10 protein-coding genes are annotated in these 12,170 nt (G+C 53.5%); 3 read left to right on the top strand and 7 right to left on the bottom strand.

Going from position 1 to position 12,170, the window contains the following annotated elements:
• Positions 1-210: 210 nt before the first annotated feature.
• The 6 genes from BM040_RS20070 to BM040_RS20045 all read right to left on the bottom strand — a co-directional run bounded on the left by BM040_RS20070 (position 211) and on the right by BM040_RS20045 (position 7,546).
• A complete protein-coding gene (locus BM040_RS20070; RefSeq protein WP_092105405.1) occupies positions 211-1,749 on the bottom strand; it encodes a YifB family Mg chelatase-like AAA ATPase in 1,539 nt (512 codons plus the stop codon).
• A 110-nt stretch (positions 1,750-1,859) separates the two neighbouring features.
• Positions 1,860-2,498 (bottom strand): hypothetical protein, encoded by a 639-nt coding sequence (locus BM040_RS20065; RefSeq protein WP_092105325.1) that lies wholly within the window; start codon positions 2,496-2,498, stop codon positions 1,860-1,862.
• A gap of 140 nt (positions 2,499-2,638) precedes the next feature.
• Positions 2,639-3,214 carry a D-sedoheptulose 7-phosphate isomerase gene (gene lpcA / locus BM040_RS20060; RefSeq protein ID WP_092105323.1) on the bottom strand — a complete coding sequence of 192 codons (576 nt, stop codon included), beginning with the start codon at positions 3,212-3,214 and terminating at the stop codon, positions 2,639-2,641.
• A gap of 9 nt (positions 3,215-3,223) precedes the next feature.
• Positions 3,224-3,565, bottom strand: coding sequence for a hypothetical protein (locus tag BM040_RS20055; protein ID WP_092105321.1), 342 nt, complete (start codon positions 3,563-3,565; stop codon positions 3,224-3,226).
• 128 nt (positions 3,566-3,693) lie between these two features.
• Complete coding sequence (locus BM040_RS20050) at positions 3,694-5,532, bottom strand: ABC transporter ATP-binding protein (protein WP_092105319.1); 1,839 nt, start codon at positions 5,530-5,532, stop codon at positions 3,694-3,696.
• 352 nt (positions 5,533-5,884) lie between these two features.
• On the bottom strand, positions 5,885-7,546 hold the full coding sequence (locus tag BM040_RS20045) for a hypothetical protein (protein WP_092105317.1): 1,662 nt from the start codon (positions 7,544-7,546) through the stop codon (positions 5,885-5,887).
• 248 nt (positions 7,547-7,794) lie between these two features.
• Here BM040_RS20045 and upp point away from each other — a divergent pair, with 248 nt between their 5' ends.
• Positions 7,795-8,451: a uracil phosphoribosyltransferase gene (gene upp / locus BM040_RS20040; protein WP_245756315.1), complete on the top strand. Its 657-nt coding sequence runs from the start codon at positions 7,795-7,797 to the stop codon at positions 8,449-8,451.
• A 95-nt stretch (positions 8,452-8,546) separates the two neighbouring features.
• Positions 8,547-9,032, top strand: coding sequence for a hypothetical protein (locus tag BM040_RS20035; RefSeq protein WP_245756314.1), 486 nt, complete (start codon positions 8,547-8,549; stop codon positions 9,030-9,032).
• A gap of 996 nt (positions 9,033-10,028) precedes the next feature.
• On the opposite strand, the gene BM040_RS20030 is transcribed toward BM040_RS20035, so the two are convergent.
• Positions 10,029-11,387 carry a DEAD/DEAH box helicase gene (locus tag BM040_RS20030; protein ID WP_092105312.1) on the bottom strand — a complete coding sequence of 453 codons (1,359 nt, stop codon included), beginning with the start codon at positions 11,385-11,387 and terminating at the stop codon, positions 10,029-10,031.
• Positions 11,388-11,643: 256 nt separating this feature from the next.
• Here BM040_RS20030 and BM040_RS20020 point away from each other — a divergent pair, with 256 nt between their 5' ends.
• The gene (locus BM040_RS20020; protein ID WP_092105308.1) at positions 11,644-12,081 is read left to right on the top strand and encodes a hypothetical protein; all 438 of its coding nucleotides are present in this window, start codon (positions 11,644-11,646) and stop codon (positions 12,079-12,081) included.
• The last annotated feature ends 89 nt before the right edge of the window (positions 12,082-12,170 follow it).

The raw sequence follows: 12,170 nt of genomic DNA, 5'->3' as shown, positions 1-12,170 counted from the left end.
CTTGTCAGCGCCTATCAGGTTCGTGGCTAACAGTCGTATGGTATTACGCAAGGTTCGCGGAAAAGTATAGGCTCAAAGTATAAACTTGGCGATGCAGGAGTACAATTTAGGGAGTATAAAGTATGAATAAGGTAAACAAAAAGCAGCAACCGGGTATGGTTGCTGCTTTTGTTAAGTTATTGTTAAACAGGTTTATTTGCTGTGCTGTTGTTAGCCTGCCCAGCCTTCGCGGTCGAGGCTGCGGTACTGAATAGCCTCTGCTAAATGTTCAATTTTTATCTCTTCGCTGCCTGCCAGGTCGGCAATAGTGCGGCTCACTTTCAGGATGCGGTCGTAGGCGCGGGCCGAGAGGCCCAGGCGCTCCATGGCCGTCTTCAGCAGCGTGCGCCCGGCTTCGTTTATCTGGCATACTTCCTTCACCATTTGCGAGGGCATCATGGCGTTGGAGTGGATTTGCGGCACGTCCTTAAAGCGATCCGTTTGCACGTCGCGTGCCTTCATCACACGTTCCCGCACGGAGGCGCTGTCCTCAGCCTTACGCGTAGCAGTCATCTCGTCAAACGTAACAGGGGTCACCTCCACGTGCAGGTCGATGCGGTCCAGCAGCGGGCCGCTTACCTTGTTTAAGTATCGTTGCACCACACCGGGGCCGCACACGCATTCTTTCTCAGGGTGGTTGTAGTAGCCGCAGGGGCACGGGTTCATGCTGGCCACCAGCATAAAATTAGCGGGGAAATCGATGGTGGTCCTGGCGCGGGAAATGGTCACGCGGCGTTCCTCCAGCGGCTGGCGCATCACCTCCAGCACCGTGCGCTTAAACTCGGGCAACTCATCCAGGAACAGCACCCCGTTATGCGAGAGCGAAATCTCGCCGGGCTGCGGCACGCCGCCGCCTCCCACCAGGGCCACATCCGAAATGGTGTGGTGCGGGGAGCGATAGGGGCGTGTGGTCAAGAGTGAGGCGGCCTCGCCCAGTTTGCCCGCTACCGAGTGTATCTTAGTCGTCTCCAGTGCCTCATGCATTGAAAGAGGTGGCAGTATGGACGGCAGCCGCTTGGCCAGCATGGTCTTACCGGCTCCCGGCGGGCCAATCATAATCAGGTTGTGGCCTCCGGCAGCGGCAATCTCCAGGGCACGCTTAATATTTTCCTGTCCCTGCACATCCGAGAAATCAGCAGCGTACTGGTCGGCGGTGTTGCCGAAAAGCTCGCGGGTGTTTATCACCAGAGGCTCAATCTCGCGCGCACCATCCAGAAACTCTATGGCCTCCAGTATGTTGTTCACCCCGATTACATCCAGGTTGTTCACGATAGCGGCCTCCTGCGCGTTCTGGGCCGGAAGTATAAAGCCTTTGAAGCCCTCTTTGCGGGCTTGTATGGCAATGGGCAGCACTCCTTTTATCGGCCGCAGCGAACCGTCCAGCGACAGCTCTCCCATGATCATGTATTGCGAAACCTTGTCGGCGGAAATTTGGCCGGAGGCGGCCAGGATGCCCATAGCCAGCGTGAGGTCGTAGGAGGAGCCTTCCTTGCGGATATCGGCGGGAGCCAGGTTGATGACAATCTTCTGGCGCGGTATTTTGTAGCCAAAGTGCTTCAGGGCCGACTCGATGCGCTGCTCGCTCTCCTTCACGGCGTTGTCGGGCAGGCCTACCAGGAAGTATTTGGTGCCGGGGCTAACGCTAACCTCTACGGTAATGGTGTAGGCATTGACGCCCTGCACGGCGCTGCCAAAGGTCTTAATCAGCATGTTTGCTTTCAGTTGGAAGTATAGGTTCTCGGGATTTTTTTTGATGCGGAACAACGCTGGCACCTAATTGATTCCGAGTTATACTTTTAAAAGTATGGCCTGTGGCAAAATTACTTAATTCGGGTCATGTCCGGGTGCAGGGGCAGGTAGATGTCGGCCATATCCTCGCCTTTGGGATGCACCGTGATGGCAGAGCACAGGCTGTCGGGCAGCGTTACCTCAAAGGCGATGCCCTGGGCCTGGTTGTCGAAAATATACACCTGTTGCTGCTGCGCGTTCTGGAAATAAGCCAGTGGCCGGAGCGGGCCATACTTCTGCCGGATCTCGGAGAGGGGCTTGCCCGTGCCAATGCTGTCTTTTGTCAGGAACCGCGGCGAGGTGATCTGTACCTGCTGCACCACCGGCTTCTCTACCTGGCCTCCGAAATCGGTTACCGTAAACACCGACACATAATGCGCCGGCTGTTCGCCTTCCCAGAAGTAGAGTGCCTTGCCCATCGCGGCGTCGCTGCTGTCGGGCTCGCCAAGTATACGCGCCAGTGCCTCGCCATACATCCCCACCTTCACCTTGCCTATACTTTCGCCTGGAACGATGAGGTAAGTCGAGTCCGGGGCGGGAGGCTTGGGTGGTTGTGCAGCCGTGGTATCTGCGGGTATGGTGTCCGGCTCGGTTTGCCTGCTGTTTTCCTGGCTTTGGCAGGAGGCGAGAAAGGCGGCCAGCGCAAGTATAAGGTATAGCGTGTGTTTCATCCGGCAGAGTATAAATTTATACTTACTACGTACGAGTTTTCTGTGTTTAGAATGCCCAGGGCAGGTTAAAAGTATAAATCCGGGTGGTAGAAACTGCGCTGCCACCCGGATTTATACTTTGGTTTATACTTGGAGGTGAGTTACACCAGCTTCTGCTCCAGCAAAAGTATAAAGATGTGGATGACCTTGATATGGATTTCCTGCACGCGGTCGGCGTAGCCAAAGTGCGGCACGCGTATCTCCACGTCGCAGAGCGGGGCCAGCTTGCCACCGTCCTTGCCGGTCAGGCCAACCACTTTCATGCCTTTGGCTTTGGCGGTTTCAGCAGCGCGCAGCACGTTGCCCGAGTTGCCGCTGGTGCTGATGGCCAGCAGCACGTCGCCCTGGTTGCCCAGCGCCTCCAGGTAACGGGAGAACACGTACTCGTAGCCGTAGTCGTTGCCCACGCAGCTCATGTGGCTGGGGTCGGAGATGGAGAGGGCCGGTAGGGCGCGGCGGTCGTTGCGGTAGCGGCCGGAGAGCTCTTCGGCAAAGTGCATGGCATCGCACATGGAGCCGCCGTTGCCGCAGCTGATTATTTTACCTCCGTTTTGGATAGAGGCGGCCATCGTTTCGGCGGCCTGTTCAATGGATGCGATGTTAGCCGCATCAGACAGAAACGCATTAAGCACGTCCTGTGCCTGCGTCAGTTCTGCAAGTATGGTAGTAGCTGTCATGTGGGTATGTTACGCCACCTCTGCCTGCCGCTCCTCGGCGTACACTTCTTTGTAGCTGTTGCTGCGGAACGCCTGGCGGCTCTCGTAGAGGGAGGCTTTCAGGTTGTTGATTTTAAGCTCGGCGCGGTACTGCTCGTGCTTCAGGTCGGCCACGTAAACGCTGCTCATCACCACTCGCGCCAGCATAATCACGCCGCCTATGGCTACCAGCCCTTTGTAGAGCGTGAGGACTTCATCCTCCGCATTTGTATTTAAGATAGCCGTTTCGTCTATAGCCCCCGCCAGGAGCAGTACCGTGAAGATGATATAACCAAACACAAGTACATCGAGAAGTGCTTTCAGAGCTTTCATGCTTCTTGAGCGATTTGCGTACAACAACTGTTTGGCTAAAATTAACAAAAAAATATTATTTACAAATACTATATAGTTGTAAGATTATGTTTTAGGCAGTGGCTATACTTCTGAAGTACAAAATCCGGTTAAACCGTTAGCTGCATTTGCGTTAGTTTGGCGTACAAACCGGAGTGCTCCAGCAGTTCTTCGTGGTTGCCTCTTTCTACAATTCTGCCCTGCTGCAGCACCAGTATTTCATCGGCATGCTGAATGGTACTTAACCTATGCGCAATTACGATGGAGGTACGGTTCTTCATCAGGTTAGTCAAAGCCTCCTGCACCAGCTTCTCCGATTCCGTGTCCAGCGCCGAGGTAGCCTCGTCCAGTATGAGTATCGGCGGATTTTGTAGGATGGCCCGGGCGATGCTTAAACGCTGGCGCTGTCCGCCTGATAATTTGCTGCCCCTGTCGCCAATCATAGTCTGGTAGCCGTTCTCGGCATTGATGATAAACTCATGCGCGTTGGCGATTTTAGCGGCGGCGATTACTTCCTCTTCCGTGGCATCCGTCTTGTTAAAGGCGATATTGTTGAAAATCGTATCGTTGAAAAGGATAGACTCCTGCGTCACTACCCCCATCTGCGCCCGCACCGACTCCATGGTATAGTCGCGGATGTCGTGGCCGTCGATGAGGATGGCGCCGCTGGTGGGGTCGTAGAAGCGCGGCACCAGGTCGGCCAGCGTAGATTTGCCGCCACCCGATGGGCCTACCAGGGCCACGGTCTTGCCTTTCTGTATACTGAAGTTGATGTCCTGCAGCACCGGCTTGTCGCCGTAGGCGAAGGCTACATCCCTGAACTCTATCTCATGTCTGAAGGCGGGCAGCACCTTGGCGTTAGCCTTGTTTTTGATCTGCGGCTCCGTATCCACCACCTGCAGCACCCGGTCGCCGGACACCAGGCCGCGCTGGATGTTGCTGAAGGCCGCTGACATGGCCTTAGCCGGCACCAGCACCTGCGAGAACAGGATGATGTAGGTGATAAACTCACTGGCCCCAAGCTCTGACTCATTATTAAGTACCATTGTGCCGCCGTAGAGCAGCAGCCCCGCCACCACCGACACGCCTAGGAACTCCGATAGCGGGGAGGCTAGATCGCGCTTGTTGGCAATGGAGCACTGGATGCGGGCGTAACGGTTGTTCTGATCGTGGAACTTGCCAAGTATAAACGGCTCGGCATTGAAGGCCTTGATCACGCGCATGCCGCTCAGGGTCTCATCGATGATGGTAAGTATAAAACTGAGCGAGTTCTGTCCTTCCTTGGCCTTGCGCTTCAGTCGCTTGGAGATGCCCGCAATGATACCGCCGGATAGCGGCAGAAGTATAAGCGAGAACAGCGTTAGCTCTACCGACATGTTAAAGAGAAGTATAAAAAAGGCAATGATGGAAACCGGCTCGCGAATGACCACCGTCAGCGTGCTCACTACGGAGCTTTCCACTTCCTGTATGTCCACGGTCAGGCGCGTCATCAAGTCGCCCTTGCGCTCGTTGCTAAAGTAGCCCAGGTGCAGCTCGGTTACGCGCTCGTACACAGTCCGGCGCATGTTGCGCACCACGTGCGCCCGCAGCGCTCCCACAATCCGGAAGGCCAGGTAGCGGAACAGGTTAGCCAGAAACACTGATACGATGATGATGATACAGACGAACATCAAAGCCCCCTGGCGCCCCTGCTCCAGGATAACATGACCGAAATGGTAGTAAAAAAAGTCCTTGAAGAACTCCAGGTTGAGCGCGAACACCGGCTTGGTGGCGACCATGGCCATTACCTCGTCGTTGCCAACTTTACCGAAAAGCACGTCCAGTAACGGAATGAGCAGGGTGAAGTTGAACAGGCCGAAAATGATGCCCAGGAAAGTATAAAGGGTGTAGAGCGGCACAAACCGGCTGTAGGGTTTGGCAAACTGTAGTATGCGAAGGTAGGTCTTCATGGTATGGTTGGGGTTGCCGGATGCTTCTTCTGCACAAGCCTTCTCTGCCCTCCGGCAATACGTATGGCTACGCTGTGGCAGCCACAAATCATGGGTTAAGTTGTTTATACTTTGGCTATTGCGGTGTGATTTCGCCCAGCCGTTGCAAAGATACTGAAATAGAACGGAGTGATAAATGTAAAGCGGAAGTTTTGACGGAGCTGATTAATAGGTGGTAGCTTCTAAGCAGCTACGTAGGTATAAGCGAGTCTGGAGACTCGCACACACCGTCGGCACCGGTCAGATGCCGGCGCCAGTGAAAGGAGAAGTATAAAAAAGCCCCCTCCTGTTTTTAGGAAGGGGCGGAAGAAGGTTAAAACTCGTGTAGCCGTTGCGGGATATTCCAGCGGAGGGCAAAGGAGGTAAAGGACGTGTTGTAGTCCGGAGCCTCACCTTCTGCCTTCACGCGGCGCACCACCTGCTTCAGGTCCACAAACAGGTTGTGGCGCACCTGGAACGAGGCCGTCAGGTCGGCGTGCACCTGGTTAGTTTTAACGCCCTGCCCAATCTCGTTACCGTAAGTAGACACGCGGTCGAGGTAGGAGAGAAGCACGTTGTTGCCGTAGTTCAGGGTATCAGTAGCAGAAACTACATCCTGGCCATACTTTGTAGCAATGGCTTTGGCCGTCAGGTGCAGGCGCGGGATGGGCTGGTACCGTACGATGCCTACCAGTTCCACCAGGTTGGCTCCCATGGGGTGCGCCAGTGGCTGGCGGTAGTGCTGGAAGTTAGAGAATTCATCCTCATACTGGTAAGTATATGGGCGGATGGCATTCACCTCGCCCTGCAGGTCCAGGTTCGGAATCCCGAAGGCGTCGATGTACTTGGCTCCGAACTGGCCACCGAACTTATTGCCCCACCAGCCGTTGCCGCCTTTCACCTCATCGAGCACAAACTCATCCAGCGCCACCTGGCCGTACAGCTGCAGGCGGTTCCAGAGGTTCCAGCGGAAGTCTCCGCCCAGCAGCATGTTGTCGGGGCTGCCCAGGCCGTGCTCCACACTGCGGTAGAAGATGATCGGGTTAAGGTACTGCAGCTCGAAACGGCCCTTGCCGCGCGCAAAGATCACTTGTTCGTAAAGGCCGAAGTTAAAGTTGTCGGTAATGTTCACGCCCAGGCGGTGCATGGCCATGTACTTTTTAGGGTAGAGCTCATCGCGGCGGTTAAACACCGGAATCAGCTCCTGGAAGAGGTTCATGTAGTGCAGCTTCCATACTTTAGTGTTGAGCTTGAGGAAGAAGGCCGGCGGGGCATAGTCGGAGTAAATGAGCGAGCGGTAGCCGTCGCCGATAAAGTGGCGGTCGTGGCCCAACTGCACCTCCACGTGCTTGCTCAGGGCATAGTTCATATAGCCACGTGCCGTGATGTAATCGGCCCCATCCTTCTTAAAATCCTTCCAAAAACCCTCGTGCGGCACCACGCCATCGCGCCGGATGCGGCGGTTCACGTACTCGGGGTAGCGGGCCTGGTTTTCGCCCACAAAAAAGTAAAAGCCAAACCGGTCGTCTATACTTCCCTCTATCTGGGCACCGCGCGTGTTCACGTAGCGCACCCCATCCGACTCGTTATCCACGCCCACCTCAAAATGAATCACCGGGTTTACGCGCAGCACAAAGTCCTCGGTATCCACATGGTAGAGGTCCGACACGTTGCGGTAGAAATGGGTAAGGAAAGGTTTGCGGCTCTCGTTCTGCGCCTGGTCGGTGTAGTTCCAGTTGTCGTTGAGCAGGTAAGCGGCGTTAAACTCGTCAGCCCGGGTTACAGCGTTGCGGGCGCTGATCTCGGCCAGCTCGGCAACCTCGGCGCGGCCGTACGCGCGAACGGCGGTGTGCATCTCCGGCACCTGCTTGCCAAACTTTATCTGGTAGCGGTCTATTAAGTGATAGGTGTCGCGGTCGTAGGGCATGTAGACGTCCTGCGCCTGCGCGGCAAAAGCGGCAAGCGAGAGGGCAAAAGCACCAAGTATGCGTTTCATGTATAAGTGGTTTGTGGCTATATCACTATTATTAAATGCGAATGTACTGTTTTTAAGGCTGATTCCGCTGCCCCGAAGGCTGAATTTATACTTGGCAGGGCCCTGACAGAACGCATCAGGGCGGCATGTACGTATGCGGTGTGTAAGATGTTAGGAGGAGAAGGGTGCGAAATATACCTTTCGGATTGGTGTAAGGCGCGTCCTTGTGTATCTTTGGGATGAAACCCGTTCATACTTTGGCAGCTATCATGGAGAATAAAAATGTACATATCCTGACCCAAACCCCTTCACTGGCGAACCATTTTGTAGCTGAGCTGCGCGACGTGCAGGTGCATGGCGACAGCCTGCGCTTCCGCCGCAACCTGGAGCGGCTGGGAGAACTGCTGGCCTACGAGATTTCCAAAACGCTGCCCTACCAGGAAGTAACTGTTACCACGCCGCTGGCCGAGACAAAGACGCTTCTGCTGGCCGAGCAGCCGGTGCTGGCCACTATCCTGCGGGCGGGCTTGCCGCTGTATAACGGCATGCTCAACTATTTTGACAAGGCCTACAGCACTTTTGTAGGCGCTTACAGGGTGGAAGAGGAGCACACAGCGCTTCAGATCAACATGGAGTACCTGGCCTCCACCGACCTGCACGATAAGATCCTGATCCTGGCGGATCCCATGTTGGCCACCGGCCGCTCGCTGGTGAAATCGTACAAGGGCATGCTGCGCCACGGCAAGCCGCTGCAGGTGCATTTTGCCGCGGCTATTGCCGCCCCCGAGGGGCTGGCCTACGTGCAGGAGCAGGTGCCGGAAGCGCATATCTGGTTGGGGGCGCTGGACGACCACCTTAACGAAAAAGCCTACATCGTGCCCGGCCTCGGCGATGCCGGCGACCTGGCCTTTGGCCCCAAAGTATAAACTGCCCATACTTTCTGTTGCGCCGGTGCATTTATTTTAGCCGGAAACGTATAAAGCATAGTTGCCCTTTTCATGCGACCTGAAACAGTTTACCCTTGTTACTGAGCCCTGTGGTGTTTGTGGAAGTATTAAAGTACCTTTCGGTGTACCTGATGAGTATGGTGAAGTTCATTGGGGGGCCGCTGACAGGTGTTTCGCTCGGCTTATCTTACCCTGAAACCGTGTTGCTGACGGTGGCCGGCATGATGACAAGTGTTACCATCTTCTCTACCATTGGCAAGGCGGTGGCCAAATGGATTTCGCAACGCAGACGGGCAAAGCAAAAGCCGGTATTCAGCAAGCGGACCCGCCGAATCATACGGGTGTGGCAGCATTTTGGCGTTCCGGGCGTAGCTTTTCTGACCCCCGTTATCTTTACTCCTATCTTCGGCACGCTGGTAGTAGCGCTATTCGGAGCCCCGCGCAAAAATATCTTTCTGCACATGCTCTGGAGTTCCATTTTCTGGAGCTCTGTCTTAAACCTGATGGTGTTTGAGTTCGGCCATATGGCTGAGCACTTGCTATTACATATCAAGCTGTGAGGCGTGGGGGTTAAATAGTGCCGGGTCCAACCACCCCTTCCCCCTCAGAGCTGCGCTCGCTACCTTCGAACTCGCGTTCTCGGTAGTCTAAGGCGGGGAGTCTGTTATTGCCACTGCTGAAGTATAAGTTTCATAGCCTTGGTTCTCGCGTGGACAGGTCGCGACTTTTACCTACAAGTATAAACCCACCCCTAGCCCCTCCGAGGAGGGGAATTCACTGCGGGCGATTACATCCCCCTATGTACCTTTGGTCGCAAGTTTCGATTCTCGTCTCACTTGTCCTCAAGGGGACAGTTTATACTTGCCACTTTCTCTGTCATCTCGAGTACTCTTGAGGCGAGAGCCGAAGAGAGCCAGCGTAGCTGTGAGAGATCTATCGGGAATTCTAACCAGATCTCTCCCCAAGTTCGAGATGACAGCAATGACTGGAGCAATCAGATTTGAACCACCTCATGTCCCAGCAGACGATTACACCCCTATGCTCCCCTCAAGGGGACAGTTGTAATAGCGGAGGCTATCGAAAGATTCCCAGTTTTTCTGTGAGGCGCCTTGTGAGATCCGGTGCCCGTCAAGGGCATGCTGAGCGGCAGCGAGGCAAGGAGGGAACACAGCGCCGAGCAGGAAAACGAGGCCTCCCGGCCTGGGAGGGCAGAAAGTAGGAAATGAAACGATAGGTATGTGGAAACTAGAGGATGAACGGCAGCTAATAAGGATAGCTTGTTTCAAATGGAAGTAAGCCGAGGCTATGGAAGTATAGCCAAAGTAGAAAAAGGCACAATCGGACGCTTGCGCCAGAGGAAGTATAAAGTATAAATCAGCAAGAATAAAAGTATAGCCAAAGTATAAAAGCACAGCCGAAGTATATATATGGCTTTTCAAGCCAGTTGGGTTACAAACCCAACACCATAGTAAGACACAAGTCTGAAGACTTGCGCCATAAGCGGGAAGAGGCGCACCCCTCAGTCAGTAGCCGAATAGAGTCCCTCAAAAACATCGTTACTTCCTGCGGCCGCCTTTTTTCTTAGTCTTCTGCCAGCCAGAGTTCTTCGGGTCGCCTTTCTTTTTGCCCTTCTCGAAATTAGACTTATGCTTGCTTTGCTTCTCATGGAAAGCACCTTTAAAGTCAGGGTTCTCCAGGCGCTTCTGGTGGTCAATGTCGCGGGCGATGGCCTGCTGCTCCTCAAAGGTTATTTCATGGATTTTTACCTCCGGCGGCATCGGCTGCTCCGGTATCTGCATCCGTATGAGTTTTTCAATCTTGCGGATATGGTACATCTCGGCCGGGTTGGCAAATGTGATTGCTGCCCCTTCGTTTTCAGCGCGACCGGTTCTGCCGATGCGGTGCACGTAATCTTCGTACACAAACGGTACATCAAAGTTGATCACATGGCTCACCATACTTACGTCAATCCCTCTTGATGCCACATCCGTAGCTACCAGAAAGCGCACATCGCCGCCTTTAAAGGCCTCCATGGAGTTGATGCGTGTGTTCTGTCCTTTGTTGCCGTGTATGGCCCGTACCTCGCCATACTCTTTTCGCTCCAGGAATTTGGCCACATCCTCCGCATTTTTCTTGCTTCTGGTAAAGATGATGACGCGGTTAAACACCTCCTCATCCTGGATGATGTGCTCGAGCAGCGCGATTTTGGTGCGCAGGTTCGGCACCTGGTACAAGGTCTGGCTCACGGTTTCTACGGGCGTGGCCTGCGGCGTAACCTCTATGCGGGTCGGGAACTCCAGAAACTCCTCCGACAGTTCCACTACCTTCGGGTGCATCGTAGCCGAAAAGAGCAGGTTCTGGCGCTTGCGCGGGATTACTTCCAGCATCTGGCGGATTTGGGGCATAAAGCCCATGTCCATCATTTTATCGGCCTCGTCCAGCACCAATGTTTTTACTTCCTTCAGTACCAGCTCGCCTTTCAGGTACAGCTCCATCAGGCGCTTTGGTGTGGCTACCAGGATGTCAATGCCCTTGTTTATTGTCTCAATCTGCGTTTTCGGGCCCAAACCGCCGTAGATGGCTGTGTGGCGGATGTCGGTATACTTGCCAAGGAGTGTGATGTGCTCCTCTATCTGCATGGCCAACTCGCGGGTAGGGGCCAGTATAATGGCGCGCGGGTTTATGCCCTGTGCATACTTCACCTTCATCAGGATAGGCAACAGGAAAGCCGCCGTTTTGCCGGTGCCGGTTTGGGCAATGCCCATCACGTCGTGGCCGCCCATTATCACCGGGATTGCCTTTAACTGTATGGGTGTTGGTTTCTCGTAGCCAGCTTCTTCAATGGCATTCAGCAACTGCCTGTTCAGTTTAAAATCCTCGAACGTGGTGATTTCTTTCTCCGCTTCTTCTGCCATGGTTATACTTTATACTTGGTGTTTTAATGCAAAGGTACGGGATTTTTGCGGGAGGGAAGTGTAGCTGGTGTAAAGCCGACCGGTAAAATGCGTATATTGTTGCTGATACTGATATGAAGTATGGAAAAAGTTGTTAGAAAAATAGGCCTTAAAGATCAACAGTCGGATTATGCGTACTGGCAGTCCAAATCGCCACAAGAGCGCTTGGCAGCTATTGAATTACTTCGCAGCCAATACATAAAATTCATAAAGAAAGATGTTGAGCCAAGACTTCAGAGAGTTTGTAGAATTATTAAACAAGCATAAGGTTAAGTATCTGATAGTGGGTGGTTATGCAGTTGGTATACACGGGCACCCCAGGTACACTGGTGATCTGGATGTATGGATAAGTCCTGATGAAGAAACTGCTAACACAATGGTAGAGGTAATGCAGGAATTTGGGTTTGGCAGCTTCGGTTTAACAGAGAAAGACTTTCTCACCAAAGAAAATATTATTCAGTTAGGTTACCCTCCCCTCAGGATAGATGTGCTTACAAGTATTGATGGTGTAAAATTTGAAGAATGCTATCCTAATAAAGTAGTGCTAGAGGATGAAGGTATACCAGTAAGTTTTATCAGTTTGAAAGATCTTCGTAAGAACAAGGAGAGTAGTGGGCGCAGGCGGGATTTGGATGATCTGGAGAATTTAACTTGACTATAAAAGCCTGTATTAATGAAGGGAAGAGACAGAGAATTGTATACGAAGCAGTATCCCGAAGTAAAGAAGTGGCTAAATCAATATAT

It is taken from the genome of Pontibacter chinhatensis, assembly GCF_900113285.1.
GTDB lineage: Bacteria > Bacteroidota > Bacteroidia > Cytophagales > Hymenobacteraceae > Pontibacter > Pontibacter chinhatensis.
Note: the sequence above shows the minus strand (reverse complement) of the source record. Positions and strands in the feature narration are given on the sequence as shown.

Bases quoted from the DNA above. Each gene is read 5' to 3' on its own strand.
- BM040_RS20070 (WP_092105405.1), bottom strand. From the start codon at position 1,749: ATGCTGATTAAGACCTTTGGCAGCGCCGTGCAGGGCGTCAATGCCTAC.
- BM040_RS20065 (WP_092105325.1), bottom strand. From the start codon at position 2,498: ATGAAACACACGCTATACCTTATACTTGCGCTGGCCGCCTTTCTCGCC.
- lpcA (WP_092105323.1), bottom strand. From the start codon at position 3,214: ATGACAGCTACTACCATACTTGCAGAACTGACGCAGGCACAGGACGTG.
- BM040_RS20055 (WP_092105321.1), bottom strand. From the start codon at position 3,565: ATGAAAGCTCTGAAAGCACTTCTCGATGTACTTGTGTTTGGTTATATC.
- BM040_RS20050 (WP_092105319.1), bottom strand. From the start codon at position 5,532: ATGAAGACCTACCTTCGCATACTACAGTTTGCCAAACCCTACAGCCGG.
- BM040_RS20045 (WP_092105317.1), bottom strand. From the start codon at position 7,546: ATGAAACGCATACTTGGTGCTTTTGCCCTCTCGCTTGCCGCTTTTGCC.
- upp (WP_245756315.1), top strand. From the start codon at position 7,795: ATGGAGAATAAAAATGTACATATCCTGACCCAAACCCCTTCACTGGCG.
- BM040_RS20030 (WP_092105312.1), bottom strand. From the start codon at position 11,387: ATGGCAGAAGAAGCGGAGAAAGAAATCACCACGTTCGAGGATTTTAAA.
- BM040_RS20020 (WP_092105308.1), top strand. From the start codon at position 11,644: ATGTTGAGCCAAGACTTCAGAGAGTTTGTAGAATTATTAAACAAGCAT.